General features: G+C 49.7%; 17 protein-coding genes. 12 read left to right on the top strand and 5 right to left on the bottom strand.

Features of this window, described 5'->3' with window-relative positions:
- Positions 1-78: 78 nt before the first annotated feature.
- From KI362_RS11845 to KI362_RS11830, 4 genes are all read left to right on the top strand, one after another.
- Entirely contained in the window at positions 79-3,339 is a 3,261-nt protein-coding gene (locus tag KI362_RS11845; RefSeq protein ID WP_301627391.1) for a DUF5704 domain-containing protein, read from the top strand.
- A 193-nt stretch (positions 3,340-3,532) separates the two neighbouring features.
- A complete protein-coding gene (gene aroF / locus KI362_RS11840; protein ID WP_044477659.1) occupies positions 3,533-4,576 on the top strand; it encodes a 3-deoxy-7-phosphoheptulonate synthase in 1,044 nt (347 codons plus the stop codon).
- Positions 4,577-4,811: 235 nt separating this feature from the next.
- Positions 4,812-6,236 carry a type I glutamate--ammonia ligase gene (gene glnA, locus KI362_RS11835; RefSeq protein ID WP_044477660.1) on the top strand — a complete coding sequence of 475 codons (1,425 nt, stop codon included), beginning with the start codon at positions 4,812-4,814 and terminating at the stop codon, positions 6,234-6,236.
- Between the two features lie 193 nt (positions 6,237-6,429).
- Complete coding sequence (locus KI362_RS11830) at positions 6,430-7,122, top strand: copper homeostasis protein CutC (RefSeq protein ID WP_301627390.1); 693 nt, start codon at positions 6,430-6,432, stop codon at positions 7,120-7,122.
- A 15-nt stretch (positions 7,123-7,137) separates the two neighbouring features.
- Here the strand turns inward: KI362_RS11830 and KI362_RS11825 are convergent, their stop codons facing one another.
- Positions 7,138-8,145 carry a LacI family DNA-binding transcriptional regulator gene (locus tag KI362_RS11825; protein ID WP_301627389.1) on the bottom strand — a complete coding sequence of 336 codons (1,008 nt, stop codon included), beginning with the start codon at positions 8,143-8,145 and terminating at the stop codon, positions 7,138-7,140.
- 232 nt (positions 8,146-8,377) lie between these two features.
- Here KI362_RS11825 and KI362_RS11820 point away from each other — a divergent pair, with 232 nt between their 5' ends.
- The 5 genes from KI362_RS11820 to KI362_RS11800 all read left to right on the top strand — a co-directional run bounded on the left by KI362_RS11820 (position 8,378) and on the right by KI362_RS11800 (position 14,267).
- A complete protein-coding gene (locus tag KI362_RS11820; protein ID WP_301627388.1) occupies positions 8,378-11,101 on the top strand; it encodes a GH36-type glycosyl hydrolase domain-containing protein in 2,724 nt (907 codons plus the stop codon).
- 87 nt (positions 11,102-11,188) lie between these two features.
- Positions 11,189-12,082 (top strand): hypothetical protein, encoded by an 894-nt coding sequence (locus KI362_RS11815; protein WP_301627387.1) that lies wholly within the window; start codon positions 11,189-11,191, stop codon positions 12,080-12,082.
- A 153-nt stretch (positions 12,083-12,235) separates the two neighbouring features.
- Positions 12,236-13,324, top strand: coding sequence for a 3-phosphoserine/phosphohydroxythreonine transaminase (serC, locus tag KI362_RS11810; RefSeq protein WP_212940873.1), 1,089 nt, complete (start codon positions 12,236-12,238; stop codon positions 13,322-13,324).
- Positions 13,325-13,435: 111 nt separating this feature from the next.
- Positions 13,436-13,900 carry a tRNA (uridine(34)/cytosine(34)/5-carboxymethylaminomethyluridine(34)-2'-O)-methyltransferase TrmL gene (gene trmL / locus KI362_RS11805; RefSeq protein WP_044477665.1) on the top strand — a complete coding sequence of 155 codons (465 nt, stop codon included), beginning with the start codon at positions 13,436-13,438 and terminating at the stop codon, positions 13,898-13,900.
- 121 nt (positions 13,901-14,021) lie between these two features.
- Positions 14,022-14,267: an AbrB/MazE/SpoVT family DNA-binding domain-containing protein gene (locus KI362_RS11800; protein ID WP_212940875.1), complete on the top strand. Its 246-nt coding sequence runs from the start codon at positions 14,022-14,024 to the stop codon at positions 14,265-14,267.
- Positions 14,268-14,798: 531 nt separating this feature from the next.
- Here the strand turns inward: KI362_RS11800 and KI362_RS11795 are convergent.
- Entirely contained in the window at positions 14,799-15,866 is a 1,068-nt protein-coding gene (locus KI362_RS11795) for a phosphodiester glycosidase family protein (RefSeq protein WP_301627386.1), read from the bottom strand.
- The gene (locus KI362_RS11790; RefSeq protein ID WP_044477668.1) at positions 15,863-16,267 is read right to left on the bottom strand and encodes a hypothetical protein; all 405 of its coding nucleotides are present in this window, start codon (positions 16,265-16,267) and stop codon (positions 15,863-15,865) included. Before KI362_RS11790 ends, KI362_RS11795 begins: the two co-directional genes overlap by 4 nt.
- Before the next feature lie 167 nt (positions 16,268-16,434).
- Here KI362_RS11790 and KI362_RS11785 point away from each other — a divergent pair, with 167 nt between their 5' ends.
- Positions 16,435-16,860, top strand: a complete 426-nt coding sequence (locus KI362_RS11785) for a hypothetical protein (protein WP_301627385.1) — start codon at positions 16,435-16,437, stop codon at positions 16,858-16,860.
- Here the strand turns inward: KI362_RS11785 and KI362_RS11780 are convergent.
- Complete coding sequence (locus tag KI362_RS11780) at positions 16,855-17,601, bottom strand: DUF2161 family putative PD-(D/E)XK-type phosphodiesterase (protein ID WP_301627384.1); 747 nt, start codon at positions 17,599-17,601, stop codon at positions 16,855-16,857. The genes KI362_RS11785 and KI362_RS11780 overlap by 6 nt on opposite strands.
- A 595-nt stretch (positions 17,602-18,196) precedes the next feature.
- Here KI362_RS11780 and KI362_RS11775 point away from each other — a divergent pair.
- On the top strand, positions 18,197-20,092 hold the full coding sequence (locus tag KI362_RS11775; RefSeq protein ID WP_301627383.1) for a PrkA family serine protein kinase: 1,896 nt from the start codon (positions 18,197-18,199) through the stop codon (positions 20,090-20,092).
- A 52-nt stretch (positions 20,093-20,144) separates the two neighbouring features.
- On the opposite strand, the gene KI362_RS11770 is transcribed toward KI362_RS11775, so the two are convergent.
- The gene (locus KI362_RS11770; protein WP_301627382.1) at positions 20,145-20,801 is read right to left on the bottom strand and encodes a YitT family protein; all 657 of its coding nucleotides are present in this window, start codon (positions 20,799-20,801) and stop codon (positions 20,145-20,147) included.
- A gap of 166 nt (positions 20,802-20,967) precedes the next feature.
- On the opposite strand from KI362_RS11770, the gene KI362_RS11765 reads away from it, so the two are divergent.
- Positions 20,968-22,152 (top strand): PstS family phosphate ABC transporter substrate-binding protein, encoded by a 1,185-nt coding sequence (locus tag KI362_RS11765; RefSeq protein WP_301627381.1) that lies wholly within the window; start codon positions 20,968-20,970, stop codon positions 22,150-22,152.
- Positions 22,153-22,163: the final 11 nt, after the last annotated feature.

Below are 22,163 nucleotides of genomic sequence, written 5' to 3'. Positions count from 1 at the left end.
CTTTCTATAACTCTGTAAGGATGGAGTGATGATTTGTTTTTCAAGCAAAAGAGACACTTTCTTTGTACTCTGCTAGGGATGCTATGGCTTGTACTCTTTGCAGAAGGCACTGGCACACTCGAAGCAGCGGCAGGGGTACAGGGGCCGGTCGTATTACAGCCTTCAAAGAGTGGACAAAACGAAAATGTCATCTACTCTGTTGGATTAGGACGTGTAGATACCTGGACCAACTCAGCGGGGCAGTATATTGCAGATCCGTATTTGGGCGATGTAGTTAGACCAGGAACCATCTATCCGGAAGCACACTATGATTGGGAATACCAGTTCATTTATCCCGGCAGGAAAATCAAATCGATTGAAGCCTTGACTTTCAATACCTTAGAGGTTCCAGGTGAAACACTTGAGTGGGCAAAGGCCATGTTTGAAAGGGCGAGATTTGGCGAAACATGGGATTATTATTATCCAATGTTTGCAACAGTCCTCAGTGTTGATACGAAGAGCAAGAAGGGCCTTGGAACGGATACGGCATCTATAGTTATCAACGAGAGCTTTATTATTCCCACATCGGGTAAAAATCCTGAGCGTTTAGATACCACAGGGTTAGCAAAAGGAGTTGTGGGATTGAGGTACTACTTCCCCATTCTATTCAAGGCCGAGCTTGAGCCGCTGGGTGGGAAAGCGATCGTTAAGCACTTTAGCACAAATAATGTCTCTCTGGATGGGATTGATGGCTTCAAAGACTACGAATTGAAGCTGGAGATAAATGAGCCTTACACCTTTCCTCCAGCACCCGATACTGCCAAATTTAAATACAAGTACTACAAAAAGAAGATAGACGGTGATCCTTCCAATGAAAGTAATACCTACGGAAATCCGATGTCGATTATCTACGATGGCAAGTATGGTTCGTATAATATCAATTTGTACTATGAAGGCGAAGATCCGCCACCGCCTGGAGGAGGCGAATGCACCGACCCGACTCCAACCGGACAAGCAATTGAAATGCCATTAACCTCGCCTGATCCTAGTGCAGTAATAAAGGCTGATAGCCGCGGCAGTGAGCGTTTCAATGTCTTGGATGGGATTCCTACTACCGAGAGCCTGTATGGGAATGTGCTGGCTAAGAGCTATCTCCACAAGAACAAATTTGCGCAGTATAGCGGCAAGTGTACCTTTAATATTGAAGTGAGTCGGGAATACACCTTGACGTGGGACCCGAAGAAGACAGAAACCGGCCCTGATGGAAAAGAGAGAGAGGTGCCTGATCCGCAGGAAGACACCGAGACGCTTACTCAAACACATACAGTTGAAAGAGAATATTCGTTCTGGACCATCGAGAATCTGGAGGTTTACAAAATTGATGAGGCCAAGCTCTGGAACTATGCCTTTAATGGCGGCGGCATCACCATATTACCAAGCGGGTATTCGCCCCCGGTATTTTCAAGCTCAGAGACACATGAATTTACGCCGCCAAGTCCTCCTGCTTCGATAGAAGCTCCGCCTGGATCTAAGTCGGGAGGAAAAGATCGTCCTGATTTGTCCGGCGAGGATTTAAAATCATTTGCGGAAGCGGAAGTCGATCCTGTTAAGGTGAAGAATGATACTCTTACCTTCAATGGCAGCACCATTATGAATGGTTCGGAAACCTCACAAGCCGGCCCAACGCCGTCACAAATTCCAATCTCTCCGGCCATTAGTGAGAGCGTCCTGTATAGTCCTGGAAATGTGATACCTACAAGCAAAACGAATAAGGCGAATCAGCCGAGCACGGGAACGATCTATTACGGTTTGATGAGCGGAAATATAAACGGCGGCTCGGATCAGAGCTATCCGATTTACGGGATCAACTCCGTCACGGTTCATACCCCGGTGGTGATGTATGCGAGTATCTCTGATGATGCGGAGCACAATCAGAAGACTGTGCCTGCAGCGGGAAGATCCGCACTTATTCTGGAACGCTCCTTCACGGTATCACTGCCGAATAGCGGACAGCATCAAAGCTATTTGGGATATGGCTACAATAACTATTTAAAGTACATAGGCAGCAAGCAGATCCGCTTTCCGTTTGATGTGTATGGGGGCGCGAATCAGCAGCAATTTATTCCAAAGCACACTTGGATCGAGGTTGAAAAGGAGAAGGAGAGCTTCGTGTTCTATCTTCCGGTATGGGTAGATGAAGGCTTCTATGAGGTCGAGATGCGGACGATCGCTCATAATGCCCCCACCGAAGCGACTGGCCAGAGCAAGGCTAATCTGAACGTGCCGCACCACATTGCGGAGGACCGCGTTGCTGTCGATGTCATCGGCCGTCTGTATGATCTCCGGATTACGGATATCGCTGACTATAACTGGGAAAGCGTATTTCGACAGAATGCAGGCTCGGCGCTTCCGACCGGAGTATCCTACTGGGTCGGCATGAATGGAATTGACGGGGCCTCCCGAGGGCTTGAACAGAAATACACACTTCCTGTTGCCCCCGGCAGCCATCCGCTCTATAACAACGCAGCTGTAAAGACAGGGTATCACTTTAAATTTGAGCTGAAGACCAAAGGCAATATGTTTGGACTGCAGGACCGGATCCGCATCACTCCCAGCTTCTATTTTGTGAACAGCAAGAGCGGGCAGAGACAGCCTGTTGATCTTTACTATCATGCAGGAAATAACCGTTTCGTGAAAGTTGGTTCATCAGCCGATCAGCTTCAGCGATATGTCGTCCTGAATGATCGCTTGCGCAATGTGCCGGTTCAGGAGCTTACGGATACTGCCTTGTACAAATATGATCATGACTATACCTTCGCCCAAATTTCGGGGATTAGCCGCCAGAAATATATTGAGAACTACATTAACAAATACAGTATGCAAAAGACACAGGTAGGCAGTCTCAGTCGGATGGAGCTGAATGAGCGTATTCGTACCTTCATCGGACCTAAGAGCGGGATTCCAGCGGGTGTGGACGCTGCCAGGGCGAATGCCTCGATCCAGAAGTGGTATGGAGAATACAGTCTTCCTGCTGCCGTATACGCCGTATCTAAAGGTGTTATTCCCGCAGAGTATGGAAGAACGCATCAAGGGCTGACAGATCGTTCGCCGATCTTTTTAAAGGATGGTTATATCGTTGTGAACTTCAATCTGGAGACGATCCGGGAGGGAATTAGCAGTCAGCCGCATTTGCAATACATCCGTGCGCCTCTGATGAACCAATGGACTCAGATGGAAGGATTCCTGCGAGCCACCCAGGATCCCTATGGCCGGTCATTTGCAGTGATGGACGGGGATGTACTATTCTATGAAGCGGATCAATCCAGTCAGGATGATTTCCGCTCGATGGTCATTCATTGAGGGGAAGCCCGGAGCAACCCGATACCTATCGGTTTGTTCCGGGTTCTTTTTGCTGATTAGGCTTGACGAAACAGGAATAAATCGCTATAGTTACTTTAGCAATTAAAAGCTTGAAAGCGAACAAGCGTCTAAGTACAACAGTTATGAATTGCATAAATAGATGCCGCCAAGTCAAATGGAGAGGATGAGCAAAATGATCGTTATTACATCGAATCAAACACCGGAGGAACGCGTACAGGAGATTATTTCCGTAATTGAAAAAGAGGGACTGCAAGTACATGTGTCCAGAGGAACCGATCATACGGTAATCGGCTTGATCGGATCCATTCAGCCGCAGCTGGCAGAGCACTTGCGCCAGATGAAGGGCGTTGAAAATGTCATTAAAATTACAAAATCCTATAAACTGGCTAGCCGGGACTTCCATCCGGAGAATACCGTTATTCAGATCGGCGATGTTCGCATTGGCGGCGGGGATCTTGTCGTCATGGGCGGTCCTTGTGCCGTAGAATCGCCAGAGCAGATCGATGAGATTGCAAGACTGGTTAAGGCGGCAGGCGGACAGGTATTGCGCGGAGGTGCCTTCAAGCCTCGCACAGGTCCGTACAGCTTCCAAGGAATCGGAGTTGAAGGTCTTGTAATGATGGCGGAAGCCGGTAAAAAGCATGGGCTGCTGACGATTACCGAGGTCATGACGCCAGAGTATGTGGATGTCTGTGCCGAGTATGCGGATATTCTGCAGGTGGGCACACGCAACATGCAGAACTTTGATCTGCTTCGCAAGCTGGGAGAATGCGGCAAGCCGGTGCTGCTCAAGCGGGGCTTCAGCGCGACCTATGATGAATTCCTGAATGCAGCCGAGTACATTCTGGCCGGCGGGAATCCCAATGTGATGCTCTGTGAACGGGGGATCCGGACCTTTGAGACATACACTCGTAATACGCTGGATCTGTCGGCAATTCCGGTACTCCAAAGCTTGAGCCATCTACCTGTCATCTCTGACCCGAGCCATGGTACGGGACGCCGGGAATTGGTTGAACCGATGACCAAGGCTTCTGTTGCAGCAGGAGCGGATGGGCTTATCATTGAAATGCATACCGATCCGGATAATTCCATGACAGGGGATGGTGTCCAGTCGCTCTTCCCGGATCAATTTGCAGGTCTGTTGCGTGATCTTGAGAAGCTGGCGCCAATCGTCGGCAAGCGTTTCGAGACGCCTAAGGAGACCGTTCAAATCTGATCAAAATACCAATGTTTTCAAGCCCCTTCGGCCTTTGCCGCCAAGGGGCTTTATACTTTTTGTGCACAAGTTTGTACTGTGTGTTACAAAACCTAACATAACGCATAAAAATACCTTACATGACTATTGACGGTTTTTTCTCCCGGTTCTATAATGACGACAGAATAAACAAAAAAGGATGAACGTTAAACCGGAAGTGAAGATTTAATGTTCGTGATTTGGGGAGGAAGACAGTATGTCATTAGAGTTGGTAATGAAAACAATTCAAGAAAAGCAAATTGAATGGGTCGATTTTCGTTTTGTTGACTTGTCCGGTCGCGCGCACCACATAACCGTTCCGGCGAAAGAGGTTGACGAGGATACATTTGTGAATGGTGTAGCTTTTGACGGCTCCTCGATTCCGGGATTCCGTGGAATTGAAGAATCCGATATGGTCATGATGCCAGATCATGGCGCTGTATTCGTAGATCCATTTACCGCACATCCGACATTGAACGTATTCTGTGATATTTTTACTCCGGACGGAGACAGATATGAGAGAGATCCGCGGAGTGTAGCGGTTCGTGCGGAAGAATACCTCAAGGCAAGCGGAGTGGGTACAGCAGCATACTTTGCACCGGAATCTGAATTCTTCATCTTTGACGACGTTCGATATGACAGCAAAATAAATACAACCTTCTACTCGGTCGATTCCGAGGAAGCAATCTGGAATACGGGCCGAACAGAGGAAGGCGGCAATCTTGGCAACAAAATTCCTGTTAAAGGCGGTTATGTACCGGTTGCTCCAATGGACAAACAGCAGGACATCCGCAGCGAAATGTGTCGTTTGCTTGATGAAGCAGGCATCCGCGTGGAGCGTCACCACCACGAAGTAGCAACTGCGGGGCAGGCTGAGATTAACTTCCGGTTCGATACATTGCTAAAAACGGCAGACAATCTGCTGGTCTACAAATATATCGTGCATAACACGGCCGCTCAATTCGGCAAGACGGCAACCTTCATGCCTAAGCCGCTGTTCGGAGACAATGGTAGCGGAATGCATGTGCACCAATCGATCTTCAACGGGGACATCCCATTGTTCTACGAGAAAGGTGCTTATGCCAATCTGAGTGAAACCGCACTGCATTATATCGGCGGAATTCTGCATCATGCTCCGGCGATTATTGCCTTTACTAACCCTAGCACCAACTCTTACAAGCGCCTGGTTCCCGGATATGAGGCTCCGGTCAACCTGGTATTCTCCAAAGGGAACCGTTCTGCGGCAGTCCGGATTCCGGTTGCGGCAGTAACTCCTAAGGGCTGCCGCATCGAGTTCCGTACGCCGGACTCCACGGCAAATCCATACCTTGCCTTCTCCGCTATGCTGATGGCTGGCCTGGATGGGATCAAGAAGAAGATCGACCCGAGAAAAGAAGGCTACGGTCCATATGATAAGAACATTTATGAATTGTCCCGGGCTGAGAAAGCCGAAATCCGCAGTGTGCCGGGCTCCCTGGATGAAGCGCTTGATGCGCTCGAAGCGGATTATGAATTCTTGACAGAGGGCGGCGTCTTCACGAAGGCATTTATCGATAACTTCATTGAAATGAAACGTGGCGAAGCAAGAGCAGTAGGCATTCGCGTCCATCCTTACGAATTCGGTCTTTACTACGATCTGTAGGTCGGTATGAACCAAGGAATTTTCACATTAGCAGGTTAGCCTGTTGAACAAGAAGCCGTGTCAGGGAGTGATCCCTGCACGGCTATTTCGTTTGTACAGAGCAGTTCAAGAAATGGTTCAAGGTTTACTTGTGGCAAGCGGGTAACCAGATTCAGTATAATGAGAAGATGAATTCAGGACAGGAGGTCAAGGCATGATATTGGAGGTTATTGCAACCTGTGCGGAGGATGCGGTCGTGGCTGAAGCGCACGGGGCGGACCGGCTGGAATTGGTGACGGCCGTAACGGAAGGCGGGCTGACACCGGGTATAGGCTTGGTGCGTCAGGTTGTGAAGTCGGTCAATATTCCGGTTCATGTGATGGTTCGGCCACATAGCCGCTCCTTCCTGTACAGTGAAGCGGATATACGGACGATGGAGGAAGAGGCTCGCGCAATAGAAGATGCGGGGGCGGCGGGTATTGTGTTTGGAGCCTTAACAGCAGATCGCAGGATCGATGAGGCTGCCTTGGCAAGGATATTGGCAGCATCAGGGGGCATGAATGTTACGTTTCACCGTGCCTTTGACGAGCTAGCCAGCCTCCCTGAAGGCCTGTATACCTTACTGCGATACCCCCGGGTGAACCGGGTATTAACCTCGGGCGGGCCTTTGCCTGCGCCCCAGGCAGCTTCCGAAATCCGGCAACTGGTAGAACTAGCTTGCGGCAGTTCTCTTGTCATCTTGGCGGGTTATGGACTAACGTTGGAAACGGTGGACCGCTTCATTGCAGAAACAAAGGTATCCGAGGTTCATTTCGGTTCAGATATCCGCTTCGGGAGAAAGGGGTTGTCTCCGATCGATCCGGACAGGCTGAGCGCGTTGTCCAGCCGTTTGAAGCTTTACTATTAGTGCGTGTTCAAAAAGTCACCCGCCGCAAGATTCCCGGATGACAATTTCCGGCTCCACTATAATACTGCCTGTCTCAGCTTCGGTATGTATAAAATCATAGAGCAGGGCGGCCGCCAGCTTGCCGATTTTATCCTTATTTTGCCGGACTGTGGACAGGCTGGGGCTGGTGTATTTACACGCTTCAATATCATCGCAGCCCATGATCGCAACATGGTGCGGGATCTGGTAATGATGCTCCTTCAGCGCCTGCATAGCCCCGATTGCCAGTAAATCTGAAGCGGCGAATAAAGCCTGAGGCACGCTGCCTGCTTGGATCATGGCCTTCATCGCCTGATATCCGCTCTCCTCGTAGAAGCTATCTCCGTTCACGAACCAGCTTTTATTCACATTCAAGCCGAAGCCTTCAAGCGCATCGGTGTAACCTTTTTCTCGCAGATTAGAAATTTTAGATTCCATTGTGCTTCCGATGTATCCAAACTCACGGTATCCCAGCAAATAAAAATGCTCAACCGCTTTGTAAGACATTTTATAGTTATCCGACATGATATAGCCTGATCTCTTTCCCTGCAGCTCAAGATCGATGCCCATGCAGGCAATTTCGCTCCGATCCAGCTCGTCAATCGCAGGCTCTACATCCTGTCCGGATATGATCAGGCAGCCATCAATCTGATACTGGCGGCATCGGGTCAGATAATCTCCGTGGGAAGAGTCCGGGCTCTCATTTGTCAAGAACAGGAGGTCATACCCGAGGAAGCCGATCTGGCGTTTGAAGGAGGACAGGACCTCTGCAAAGAAAGGGTGGCTGAAGTCAATATTTTGTCTGCCTGCAAAAATAACGCCGATCAATCCGGAGGACGAACGCTCCTGCAGCTTGGCTGATTTGGTTGGTACATATCCGGTATCCCGAATGATTTGGAGGACCCTGCTCTTGGTTTCATCCGAAATATCGCTATAGTTGTTCAGGATCTTGGATACGGTCGAGACCGAGACACCGGCTAATTCGGCAATCGTTTTGATATTCATAACTCATCCACCAATTTTAGAATTTACGAAAATATTTTCGTGATGTAAGTGTAGATCATTATCACATGGACGTCAAATATATAGTTCTGCGTTGCTAAATAGTATTTACAAGCCGCCATAAATAGTGCCATAATAAAGTGGAGCGAAACCGATTTCGAAAATAAGAATATTCAGCGTGTATTTTATTGAATTGCCGAAAATATTTCGTAAAAGGATTGAGAGGAGTCTAGCTATGAAGAATCGGGCATGGTTTTTTCAAGGAGACCAAGGAGAGTTTGCATTAGAGCAGCCGGAGCGGAATACGGGCTTGTATTTTCCGTTAGTGAATGAGGCAGGGATGATGTCGGCCATCACACCGAACCTGCACGGGCAGGTCACTTCGGGCCATAATACTTTTTTGACCGAGCCGGTATCGGTCATGGATCTGCATAATTCGAAAGCCTCGCGGAATTTCTGGGTGTACATCCAAGGGGAAGGAGCCTGGTCTGTCAGCGGGAATTCACCTAGGCAGCAAAGCGAGCTATATGCAGAGGAAAAGGAAGCTAGCTTCGTAGAAGCCGGTTTTCTATGGCATAAGGTAACCCGTGAGCATCGTACAAATGGACTTAAGGCGGAGACGATCAACTTTGTTCCGATGACAGGAGACAAGGTGGAGTTGATGAAGGTCACGCTGACCAACCAGGGCGCAGAGCTGCTAACATTGATCCCCACGGGGGCGATCCCGATCTATGGGCGTTCAGCAGATGATCTGCGCGACCATCGTCATGTCACCTCCCTGCTGCACAGGCTGTTTGTATCGGAGTTTGGTCTCGAAGTGCAGCCTGCGCTTTCTTTTGATGAACGCGGGCACCGGGTGAATAAAGTGACTTATAGCGTGCTGGGGGCAGAGGCTTCCGGCAGAGCGCCTATCGGACTATTTCCGGAAACAGAGAGCTTTATCGGCGAGGGAGGGGCGCTCGATTGGCCGGAGTCGGTGGTAGCCAATGCTCAGCCAACCGCAGTTGCAGGCGATCAATTGGAAGGATATGAAGCTATCGGGGCGATTCGCTTCAATACGGTGAAGCTGGAGCCGGGGCAATCAGTGGCTTACGTTATGGCTATGCTGATCACCGACGATCGTCTTGATGTCTCGAGAATCGCGGCAGATTACTTGTCCGAACAAGCGTTCAACACCCTATTGGAGCAAAATCAGAGCTACTGGCAGGAGAAGCTGGGCACGCTTGCATTCAACTCCGGGGATGAAAGTCATGATCTGTGGATGAAATGGGTTACACTGCAGCCGGTACTTCGCAGATTGTATGGAAATTCCTTCTTGCCATATCACGATTATGGCCGCGGCGGCCGGGGCTGGCGGGATCTGTGGCAGGATTGCCTCGCCTTGATGGTGATGGAGCCGGAGGAAGTGCGGGATCTCCTGCTGAACAACTATGCAGGGGTGCGTATTGACGGCAGCAATGCAACGATTATCGGAAGCAAGCCCGGTGAATTTGTCGCGGACCGCAACAATATCCCGCGCGTCTGGATGGATCATGGGGCATGGCCTTTATTGACAACACTGCTATACATCCATCAGAGCGGTGATGTGGAGCTTCTGCTGCAGCCGCAGACCTACTTCCGCGATCTGTTCGTAAAGCGTTGCAAGGATCGGGATGCAAGCTGGACTCCAGAGCAGGGCAACAAGCTGCTAACGCGCGACGGACAAATCTATGAGGGAAGCTTGCTGGAGCATATTTTGCTGCAAAATATGACGACCTTCTTCCATGTTGGCGAACACGGCAATATCCTGCTTGAAGGGGCGGACTGGAACGACGGTCTGGATATGGCGGCCAAGCGCGGCGAGAGCGTAGCGTTCACGGCCTTCTATGCGAGCAATCTGCTCGAAATATCAGAGCTGCTGCTTGCACTGCAAGCACGCGGACAGGAGACCATTGAGATTGCCGAAGAGATGATGGTGTTATTCGACACGATCACGGACGAGGCTGTGTCCTATGATCGTATCTCCGAGAAGCGTTCCTTGCTGGACCGGTATTATGAACGTGTGGTACCATCGATATCAGGCAAGAAGGTCAGCTTGAATATTAGCGAAGCCGCCACCGACCTGAAGCGAAAAGCCGCTTGGCTTACCGACCATCTTCGCAGGAATGAATGGATTCATAACCAGGAAGGCCATGAATGGTTTAACGGCTATTATAATAATGACGGAGAACGCGTGGAAGGGGATCATCCCGAAGGGGTCCGCATGACGTTGACCGGGCAGGTATTCCCTGTCATGGGCGGCATTGCGACAGATGATCAGGTTGGGAGGATCGTTCGAGCTGTGGACCGTTATTTAAAGGATGCAAATATCGGATACCGGCTGAATTCCCGCTTCGGCGGGATTCAGCAAAACCTGGGGCGGGCATTCGGCTTTGCCTTCGGGCATAAGGAGAACGGCGCCATGTTCAGTCATATGACGGTCATGTACGCTAATGCGCTCTATAAGCGGGGCTTTGTCAAGGAAGGCTATGAGGTGCTGAATTCGATCTATACCCTGTCCCGTGATTTTGAGAAGAGCCGGATGTATCCGGGGGTGCCTGAATATATCAATGAAAAGGGCCGCGGAATGTATACGTATCTGACGGGTTCTGCAAGCTGGCTGCTGCTGACTCAGCTCACCGAGGTCTTTGGCGTTAAGGGGCATTATGGAGATTTGGTTCTGGAGCCGAAGCTTGTTGCTTCCCAATTTGATGCATCCGGACGTGCTGCCGTGGAGACTTTATTTGCAGGTGTACTGTTGAAGGTGAGCTACATCAATAAGAATAATGCAGACTACGGTGACTACAAGATTGGTTCAGTAACCTTGAATCGTGAAGCAGTTCACTATGAAGGCGCAGAGGGCCGGGTTTCAATCGCGCGCTCGCTGCTTGCATCGCTTCCAGCGGGGCAAGGGCATGAAATTGAAGTGGTATTAGTCTAATATCTATTATCCCTTACAGGAAACCCTGGCGGCTTTTGATGGCTTCCGGGGTTTCTATTCTGAATAAGAAAGAAGGAGAACTCAAAAATGGCGTACCAATTAACAAATGGAATTTTGACCGTCGATATTGCCGAGCCCGGCGAAGGCTATCGCGAGACTCGATTTGAATGGAACGGATTGATCACAGGCATCACCCTGCTTGATGGAGGGCACAGCTTCTGCACCTCGGAGAATCTGACTGAAGGACAGGGCGGGGGAATGGGGCTTTGCCATGAATTTGGCATCAAGGAGGCTATTGGGTATCAGGACACGAAGCCGGGGGAGCAATTCCCCAAGCTTGGGGTAGGGTTGCTGACGCGTACCGATGAAGGTCCGTATTTCTTTTATAAAGATTATCCGGTCCAGCCCTTTAAAGTTGAGATCGAACAGGGAAGCCCGGAAGAGATTACCTTCAGAACCCTGCCGGAGGAGTGCGGAGGCTATGCAGCGTTGCTTGAAAAGAGAATTTCCATTGATGGGCAGAGCCTGTCTATAGAGTACAGTCTGCATAATACAGGACAGAAGAAGCTGTCTACAGAGGAGTACTGCCACAATTTTCTGAATATTAACGGTTACTCCATCGGGCCTGATTATAGACTGGAGTTCCCGGTAACCCTGCAGCCTGAGGTTGACGAGGCAGAGACAAGTGAAGAATTGATGTTCGATGCAGGAAGGGTGATATGGGAAAAGGTGCCTGAGCACGAGTTCTATTTCCGGACGGGAGGTTACGATGGGACTCGCAAGCCCTATTTGTGGGAGTTGTTCCACCTTCCAAGCGGTGCAGGGGTACGGGAGGTCAGCCGATTGGAGGTATCCTATGCAGCGGTGTGGGGACGGAGCTATGTTGTCTCGCCGGAAATCTTCTACAGGATTGAAGCGGAACCAGGGCAATGCATCAAGTGGACGAGGACGTATGAATTTTTCTCCGAAAATACAAAATAGCCCATTCACTTTGATAAAATAAAGCGTTAATGTGTCAATTCTGCAAATTATTGATGTTCGAGAGAAATATCGTCTTGCTGGAAAAAAGAATAGTTGCTATGATAATCCTAAAACTTTGACCAGGCTTGACACGGAAGAGAAGGGATGGGAGCAATGACAAAGAGAGCTTACAATTTCAATGCGGGACCGGCTGCCCTGCCGCTTGCAGTACTTGAGCGTGCACAGGCACAGTTTGTTGATTTCAAGGAGACAGGCATGTCCATTATGGAGATGTCTCACCGAGGCAAAGTATATGAAGAGGTACATCACGAGGCCTCCAGCCGCCTGCTGGGACTGCTGGGAAATCCGAAGGGTTATAAGGTACTGTTCCTCCAGGGCGGAGCGACTACCCAATTTGCCATGATTCCGATGAACCTGTTGTCTGAAGGCAAGACAGCTGGCTATGTGAAGACCGGCAGCTGGGCAAACAAGGCAATCAAAGAAGCTAAACTCCTCGGAAGCACGTTTATTGCGGCCTCCTCAGAAGAGGACAAGTATATGTCGATCCCGGATGTCAGCAAGCTGAGCTTGCCGGAGAATACGGCTTACCTGCACCTTACTTCCAATGAGACCATTGAAGGAACCCAGTTCCGTCAATTCCCGGATACAGGCGGTGTTCCTTTGATTGCGGATATGTCCAGCGATATCCTGTGCCGTCCGTTTGACCTGAATCAATTCGGGCTCGTCTATGCCGGTGCTCAGAAAAACCTGGGTCCTTCCGGTGTGACCGTGGTGATTGCCCGTGAAGAGCTGCTGCAAAATTCTCCGGCTCATTTGCCAACTTACTTCCGGTATGACACCCATGCGGAGAATGACTCGCTCTATAACACGCCGCCTTCCTTCGGAATCTATATGGTGAACGAAGTGCTTAAGTGGATTGAAGAGCAAGGAGCGCTTGCAGGAATTGAAGCGAAGAATCAGACCAAGGCTGACCTGCTGTACGGAACGATCGATCAAAGCGGCGGCTTCTACCGGGGATGCGCGAATCCGAAGGACCGTTCAATCATGAACGTAACCTTCCGTCTCGGCTCGGAGGAGCTGGAGAAGCAATTTATCAAGCAGTCGGAAGCAGAAGGCTTCGTAGGACTTAAGGGCCACCGCAGTGTAGGGGGCTTGCGCGCTTCCATCTATAATGCGGTGCCATACGAGAGTGTGAAGGCTCTGACAGATTTTATGGCTGATTTCCAGAAACAGCATGGTTAAGGTATAATAGGAGAATGACCGAAGCGGCAGCAGAAGGCTTCCTTCAGGGCTGCCGCTTTATTTTGGAGCTTCTCCAAGACGGGAAATACATTCTCCGAGGTGTTGATCAACATGGCATTGCATATTGTACTTGTAGAACCTGAAATCCCGGCTAACACCGGCAATATTGCGCGAACCTGTGCGGCAACAGGAATCCATTTGCATCTGGTTCGCCCGCTTGGCTTTCGGACAGATGACGCAACCTTGAAGCGTGCAGGTCTGGATTACTGGTATGCGGTGCATATCGAATATCACGATTCCTTCCGTGAAGTGGAGGAGAAATATGCCGGCAGCCGTTTTTTCTTTGCCACGACCAAAGCGAAGAAGCGGTTTACGGATTTTGAATTTCAGGATGGCGACTTTTTTGTATTCGGCAAGGAGACTAAAGGGCTTCCTCCCGAAATTTTAGCTGCACATCCGGACACGCTGATGCGGATGCCGATGACGGACAAGGTGAGATCGTTGAATCTGTCCAATTCCGCGGCAATCATCGTGTACGAGGCGTTAAGACAGCTGGATTATCCGGGAATGGAATAAAATCTGTCGATTGTTAGCGAAGAAGCAGGAATCCTGTAAATTGTATCGAATTGATATATAGAAGATAGGTATTTTGCTCTATTTTTACATAACTTATGTTACAGGAGAGGTGTTACACTGTATGAAGCCTGCTGGTGTGGTTCGTAAAGTGGACCAACTGGGAAGAATCGTCTTGCCCAAATCGCTGCGAAAGAGATATCAAATGAATGAAGGGGATCCTGTAGAAATTTTGGTACAAGGTGACCACATCATATTGGAAAGATACCGTCCGAAATGTGTTTTCTGCGGATCCATGGAGCAGGTTGCTGAATTCAAGGAACGTTCCATCTGCACACAATGCCTGCACGAAATGAATCAGCTTGCTTAGGAGCGATGAGGTCCTAGGAAATAAATAAGCTTCCCGCCAAGGGAAGCTTATTTATATTCATAGAGATCTTTTTGAACTACTTCTTATAGTCCGTGTTCAAAAAGTCAGCTTTTCAGCACCGAGAAGGTTGCGAGAACCCGAAGAAGGAGGAACGGAGTGTAGGCAGAACCTACATGAGTGAAATGCTTCCAAAGGAAGCATACCTCGTAAGCATCCGCTTGGACTTCGAGGGTGAACGCAAGATTCGATGTCGAATCAACCACTTGAATACCATTGTGATCAAAAGATGACTTTTTGAACTACCTCTTATAGACCTTTTGTTTTATCGTCGTTGTAGGAAGAGGTTAAAATACCGCATAGAAACATGGCAAGAACTAGTGTGATAATCCAAAACGTTAGCGAGAAAGACACGGTCACGCACCTCCGTAGTTAATCCGATATTCCTTCCCTTATTATACCCTCGATTATTTTAAAAATAAATCAATTGTTGATATATATCACAATAGACTTTAAATCTTTGGTTCCAATCCCCTACTTGAAGAACAGAAAATGGGTAGGGACCGGACGAAGCTGCCCATCGGAAGGCTTGTTGACAACCTTTCCGTTGACGACAAGCGAAGACGAGCCTCCGCCATCCAGGTTATAGGCATCCTGGACACCGAAATTGAACAGCTTGGCTTGTACCTCCTCAAGCGTGGCTCCGGAGCTTCCTTTCTCATCCCGTCCGTCAATGACAAGGATGAGCAGTTGATCATCCTTATAATTGCCAATGACCGTACGCGGCGCTCGAAGCGGGGACTTCTTCCACTTGTCAGGTATCGTTACCTTTACGCCATTATTCAGGAGAATAGGCACAAACGTTGCGCCGAACAGCGGCTGAAGCTTATCCAGCTCCTCCTTCTGCTTGAACTTGCCTCCGATTAATTGTCCGGAGGGGTTCATGCCGACGAAGAACAAGTCCTTGTAGGTCGGTTGAAAGCCGCTTAAATAGTTGCCGTCCAGCACCGTCGTGCTCATAGGATAACGCTTGCCGTCAGAGTCGGCAAAGCCGCCCGCATTGATTCCGGCTACGGCACCGTATCGCTTGGCGGCCTGCAGCGTGGTCTCCGCTCCTCCAAACACATCCTTCCCAAGCGTCATCTTCATCGCATCGGGGGATTTAAGCTTCACTTTCATCGCATAGCCCTTATAAGTTCCAGGGTTGATTTTATATAGCTCGATCCGTATATTATCGCTTTGAATAGTCTGATAAGGCGTACCCAGCTTGGCAGTAATCCGTTTATTATAGATCACTTCCGGGCGATTCGCTGTATAAGCAGCGGTTTTCTTGATGGAGGCCATCGTTTCGGTTGTCTTGTGATACAGCTCAGCGGTCTCCTTCAAGGAAGAAGCCGTCAGCTTGGCAGCCTCCTCCGCTTGGGCGAGTTCTTTGCCGATACTGCTAGTTATCTCAGGAATATTTGTCTCCTGTGTGAGACCCTCTACGTCCGTTGTCCATGCTATGCCGGCTCCTCCAATCAGCAAGGCAAGCACCAGCCCGAGCAGCGGCCCTGTTGCCAGCAGGAAGAAGCGATTAATCCGTTTTGTATCCATCATCATTTAAGCAGGTCCATCTTCTTCTGAAGTTCAGCAAGCTGCTTTTGTACCTGACTTAGCTGGGTATACAGCTGGTTGCTGTTATCCGTCTTGTTCGTAGTGTTGTCTTTGGTGAATTCCAGCAATTCATTGAAGCTCTGGACCTGGGACTCAAGCTCGTCCACTTCCTTGGCAAGCTGGGTCAGCTGTGCTGAATACTCGGTTCTCATCGCTTCGGTACGTGCAGCCATGGCCGCATCCAGTTCTAGCAGCATCGTTTCTTTTAAATGGTTGCTATACATATACGCGCCGGTTCCCCCTGCTCCGATCAAGATGATCCAGATCAGGATTACGGCAAGCGGAGAAATTCGTTTCTTCTTGCTTCGGGAAAGGGTCTCGGCGCTGTCACTCGGGTTGTAAGACATGAGATCACCTCTGGGTTGTTATTTCCAGTCTACATTCTATCACGCACCTTCTCTCAGTGCAAAAGGATTGCAAGTTTCATAGAATAGAAGCATTTCAAGCGCAATTTGTAAGGACAAATTATGCTCAGGTACAATCGTTGTAATGATCATAGACGGGGGGAAGCGACATGGAGCAATGGCTGGAGGAATTCATGTCCGGCTGGCCAGCTGAACAGAAACGTGAAGTGGCGGAGCATCTGGAAGAGGGGCGGTTTATCTCATTCATGGATGGAAGAAGCTCTATCAGCACGGAGGAAGATATTCTGGAGTGGATGCCTGCATGGGAAAAGGAGGATGAGCGCTTATTATTGTTATTAAAGGAGGAAGTACAGAGAACATCATTACCGGCAGTAAGGCTGAAGCTGCCGTCCGGGCTTCATCCGGCAGTTCTTCGGAAGGCGGCGCTGCTTAGAGGGGTGGCCGTAGGGAGCGATTCAGAGTGCGAAGATGCAATTCTTCTCCAATTTGAGGGCCTTAGCCCGGAGCAAATTGCCGAAGGGCTGGAACGCCTGGAGGAAGAGGTCAGCTCGTTCACAGCCCGCTACGAATCATGATCCTTCCTCGGATCTGGCTGAGGCAATCAAGCTCAGCCCCTCAAGGACTTCCGCATATTGAGACAGCGCGTCGATGCCCGAAGGCGTAAGGGCGTATTTCCCGTGGCTGACGCGAATGAACCATCCATAATAATTGCTGCGCAGGATGCTTGCCGCATTCCCGACACCGCTGGCATCCCTGACCTCGCGCGGCGCAATTCCCTGATGATCTCTCATGACAAGCGCCATCCGAAGCGCCTTTTCCCGATAGGCGGTTACCAGCTTCGTGCCATGGCTTCCGCCGACATTGTAATCCCCGCTTCGCTCATGAAACTCGTTGAGCAGACGCTCAGAGCGCCGTTTAATGACCTTGGCAGCCGGTACAATGACATGATCGCCGGGAGCACAGAGGATTTCTACGAACGGAGGCTTAGTCTTAAAATGGGTGACCGCTATCAATCCCAGCCCAAGCCGGCGGCATAGCAAGGTGATCTCGTTCCAGCGCTGATTATGGGCCCCACGTTTGCTCCGGTTACGTTCTACGGCCAGATAAACTTCACTGCTTAGCTTCTGGCGCTCCAGCCCTTGCAGCAAAAGAGGCAAATTGAAGGTCTTTTTTATTTCGACGATCAGGAGCTCCGGACGCTCCGGATGAACACCTACCAGGTCACAGTGCTTAACTTCACTCTTAATCGAATACCCCTTCTGCTCGAAAAATGCCTTCAAAGGAGCGTATAATTCGGTCTCGTACTGGACTGCCATTGCGATCTTCCCTTTCTTTCTCTGCCAAGTAGTATCCAAATGAACTATAAGAGATTGTTCAAATGCGGGATCACTTTCCACACCTACGTTACACCCGCTGCGCGTCGCAGGGCCTCCCTTGTGTAACTGCTTCGTTCCTAGCATCAGAGAAGGAAGGAAGCAAAACATACCGACTGGTCCTCTAACGGACATTTTGGACTGTTAGCAAGCCGCTTCAGACTACTTTGATCGCTAACGGACATTTTCGCCACTTAGAACTCTTAATCCACCCATTCCTCTTCAAATCTACTAGCTAAGTGTACAAAATGTCCGTTACATTTCCATCCACCTCAAATATAGCTCTAAGAAGACATAATGTCCGTTAAATCGGGAAGAGGTGTGTCAAGAAGATCCCTCTACGTGCTGAAAAATTGACTTTTTGAACACGTACTATAAATGTGAGGGATAGAAAAATTATATCATATCCCAAGGTCAACTTATCCGCTCCCTTTGCATAGGATTGTATTACTTAAGACATAAGCCCGGCTTCATCAGCCGCCAGATCACTTGAGGATAGATGCTAACCACACCTAGCGGAGTACAGGAGGTAGCGAGCATGGAAATTTTTGAACGCATATCAGCTTATCGGGCGGAAAGTGAATCGTTGGCATGGAACGGTACATTCAGGGACTATATCGAGTTGCTGGTCAAGGATCCATCCCCTGCCATGACGGCACATGCCCGGGTGTATGCCATGATTGAATCCTACGGGGTGGAGGAAAGGGATGGCCGCAAGCAGTATAAATTTTTTGAACAGGAAATATTCGGACTGGATCGTGCGGTTGAAAAGCTGGTCGAGGAATACTTTCATTCCGCAGCGCGAAGGCTGGACGTACGCAAGCGGATTTTGCTGCTGATGGGACCGGTCAGCGGAGGTAAATCAACAATTGTTACCCTGCTAAAGCGGGGACTGGAGAAGTTCTCGCGCACGGAAAAGGGAGCGGTCTATGCGATATCCGGCTGCCCGATGCATGAAGATCCGCTTCACCTGGTTCCCCATGAGCTTCGGCCTGAGGTGGAAAAGGCGCTGGGAGTTCGGATCGAAGGTAATTTATGCCCGGTATGCCAGCTCCGCTTGAAAAATGAGTATAAAAACGACATCGAGCAGGTGGCGGTAGAACGAGTGCTGCTATCCGAAGACAACCGGGTCGGGATCGGGACCTTTAGTCCGTCGGATCCGAAGTCCCAGGATATTGCCGATCTGACGGGAAGCATTGATTTCTCCACGATTACAGAGTATGGCTCTGAGTCGGACCCCCGTGCATATCGGTTTGATGGCGAATTAAACAAAGCGAACCGCGGACTGATGGAATTTCAGGAAATGCTGAAATGCGACGAGAAATTTCTGTGGAATCTGCTCTCACTGACCCAGGAAGGAAACTTCAAGGCCGGCAGATTTGCTCTTATTTCGGCCGACGAGCTGATCATCGCTCATACGAACGAATCGGAGTACAAAGCGTTTATTGCCAACAAAAAAAATGAGGCGCTGCAATCCCGCATGATTGTTATGCCGATTCCATATAATCTCAAGGTCTCACAGGAGGAGAAGATCTACGCCAAGCTGATTGGACAGAGCGATATGAATCACGTGCACATTGCCCCGCATGCGCTGCGTGCGGCAGCTATTTTCTCCATCCTTACTCGCCTGAAAGAGACGAAAAAGCAAGGCGTCGATCTCGTGAAGAAGATGCGGCTTTATGACGGTGAAGAGGTAGAGGGGTATAAGGATGCAGACTTGAAGGAACTGCAAGGGGAGTATCTGGAAGAGGGAATGTCCGGGGTAGATCCCCGCTATGTGATTAACCGGATTTCCAGCGCGCTGATCAAGCAGGATTTGCACTGCATGGGGGCGCTTGACATCTTGCGGGCGATCAAGGACGGTCTTGACCAGCATGCCTCGATTACGAAGGAGGAGCGGGAGCGCTACCTCAACTATATTAGCATTGCCCGTAAGGAATATGATGAGCTCGCCAAGAAAGAGGTTCAGAAAGCCTTTGTCTATTCCTTTGAAGAGTCGGCAAAGACCTTGTTCGAGAATTATCTGGACAATATCGAAGCCTTCTGCAACTGGACGAAAATCCGTGATCCGCTGACCGATGAAGAGATGGAGCCCGATGAGAGACTGATGCGCTCGATCGAAGAGCAGATCGGCATCTCGGAAAATGCCAAGAAGGCCTTCCGGGAAGAGATCTTGATTCGGATTTCGGCCTATTCCCGCAAGGGCAAGAAATTTGAGTACAATCATCACGACAGGCTGAGAGAAGCGATTGAGAAGAAGCTGTTTGCGGATTTAAAGGACATCGTCAAAATCACCACTTCAACTAAAACGCCGGATGAAAAGCAGTTGAAGCGGATTAACGAGGTATCGAAGCGGCTGATCGACGAGCATGGCTATTGCCCGGTCTGCGCGAATGAGCTGTTAAGGTATGTAGGAAGTCTGCTGAACCGCTAATGAATAGACCGAGGGCCAGTTATCCTGAGAAGGATGAACTGGCTTTTTAGCGTTACTTTTTTCGCCATACCCCGAAATACAACGGCCGCTTGAGCAGCATGACAGGGGAGTATGCCATTTTTACAATTCTTGTAGAGATCCACTGGCATAGCAGGGCAAGAACGATGATACTCCAGTCAATGACGACAGCTGTAAGCAGAAAAATGACGGCATTCATCCAGAACAGGGTAGATCCGGGGTTGACTTTGCGCCGCCTTGCGAGCGCAAGCGCGACGAAGCCGATGCCCCCGTTAGTGAACCTCTCCCGCAGCAGTACCGAGATTCCCGCGCCAAGAAAGACAGAGCCGGCTATCAAATCCAGCCATACATTTGAAAAGGGGGAGTGGAGATAGACCTGAAAAAAATTAACCGATACCGCCGTTGCGGTGATGACGATGATCGTGCCTATAGCGCTGACCCGTCCCAAATGATGCACAGCGAGCAGAAGAAACAGAATATTGGTGGCCCAGAGTCCGATGCTGACCGGGAGCTGCAGACTATGGTAGAGTAATATAGCGAGCCCGGCACAGCCGCCGGCAGGGATCGCATGCGGAAATAAAAATACACCCATGGCAAAGCCCTGGATTAGAGAGCCAGCCAGGATATGAATGTTTTTTTGCCATAGCCGCCGGAAAAAACGCGCTCGGGAGCTGTAAGTAATGGTTGTCACGGAAATCACCCCTCTGGGATGGATTGTCAGGCTAGTCCTCCTATACAACTTATGAGCGGGGGAATGAAGCGATGCATGAAGGGGATAAACTTCAAGGTTTGTACATATGAAGAGCAGGGATTGCTGTATCTGCAATGGAATAATTAATCAATGAGGAGGGGACGTCATGGCGAAGCAAGCAGGAGAGATCATCGTAAAAATTATTTTGAGTATTGCAGCTGTCTGCGGAATTGCCTTTGCAGGCCTTGTCATATACGGGTTCACGGCACTAATGGGAATTGATCAATTCAATTCGGCACTTATATTGATTGGTACAGGGGCTGCGGCTATATTTGTAATTCTATTTATGTTCATAACGTCACGTCTTCATCGGATCCTGAGGTGGTCTTTACTGGGAATTATCATCATTGCGGCGCTGGCCTCGGCAGGACATGAGGTCTGGAAAGCCTACTATAACAGCATTCCTGTAGTTAGTGATCAGGAAGTGGATATGGATCATTATATGCCTTTCCGAGAGGGCAGCAAGCTGGCTGAACTGAGTGAGCCTTCCTCCTTGAAGCTGACGTCAGAGCTTCCGAGGCTTGACGGGGCAACAGCGCTCTATCCGCTGTATGCGGCATTTGCGCAGGCTGTGTATCCTGAACGGGAATATTCCTACAAGGATAGCGAAGTAATGGTGAACACCACGCCTGAAGCGTATAAAAATTTAATCGAGGGTAAAGTGGATCTTATTTTCGCCGCCGCTCCGTCTGAGCCGCAGAAGGCAGCGGCCCGCAGAAACGGACTGGAGCTGAAGCTGACCCCGATCGGGCGGGAGGCATTTGTGTTTTTTGTGAATGCGGACAACCCGGTGGAGGGATTGACGACGGAACAGCTTCTCGGCATCTACTCGGGCGAGATCACGAACTGGAGCGAGGTAGGCGGAGAGAATAAAGAAATACGTGCTTTTCAAAGACCGGAGGGCAGTGGAAGTCAGACGATGCTGCAAAAGATCATGGAAGGCCGGGAGCTGGCAGAGGCGCCAAGCGAGGATGTGGTGTCCGGCATGGGCGGCATCATTCAGAGGACGGCGGATTATAGGAACCATAAGAATGCGCTTGGTTTTTCGTTCCTGTTCTACGCGACTGAAATGGTACGGAACGGAGATATCCGCTTGCTAGAGATGGATGGAGTCACCCCGAATCGGATGACCATTGTTAACGGCGACTACCCGCTGGCTTCAGAGTTTTATGCCGTGACGGCGGGAAGCGACAACCCGAATGTCGATAAGCTGATTGAATGGATCCTCTCTCCGCAAGGGCAAGAGCTGATCGAGAAAACAGGGTATACGCCGTTGCAGTCGGGACGATAGTGATAATGGAT

The organism is Paenibacillus apis, assembly GCF_018333295.1.
GTDB lineage: Bacteria > Bacillota > Bacilli > Paenibacillales > Paenibacillaceae > Fontibacillus > Fontibacillus antibioticophila.
Note: the sequence above shows the minus strand (reverse complement) of the source record. Positions and strands in the feature narration are given on the sequence as shown.